Raw genomic sequence first — 332 nt, 5'->3', positions numbered from 1 at the left:
CCGATGCATTGCCCGTCAGCGTTCACACCGTCGATATTCTTCGCCACATACTTGGCAACATAAGCCACCGCGCCGCCTTTGTTTGGGTCTAGCTTCTTGGCTTCAAAGCGGCTTTTCTTCGCCCCTGCTTCTTCACCGTCCACCTTAAAAGCCTGCTTTTTAAACTCGTCTAACATCGCCCCGCTTTGGCTTGGGTGCGTGAATAGAATCAAATGCCAGTGAGGCGTCCCATCGTGGTGGGGCTCAACAACACGAACACCGTAATAATGAATGCCCTTGTTACTGCAAGCCTTCCCGAACGCTTCCCATACCTTTTTCAAATGGTCTTGAGC

Annotated in this window: 1 protein-coding gene; it reads right to left on the bottom strand. The window is 51.5% G+C overall.

Annotation, left to right across the window (positions count from 1 at the left end; genetic code table 11):
- Window positions 1–332 (bottom strand): replication endonuclease (locus AAEY75_RS14345; RefSeq protein ID WP_352259939.1); only part of this gene is annotated, 332 nt, incomplete at both ends.

This window comes from Psychrobacter sp. TB55-MNA-CIBAN-0194, assembly GCF_040309505.1.
GTDB classification, from domain to species: domain Bacteria; phylum Pseudomonadota; class Gammaproteobacteria; order Pseudomonadales; family Moraxellaceae; genus Psychrobacter; species Psychrobacter fozii.
This window is presented reverse-complemented; position numbering and strand designations above follow the sequence as displayed.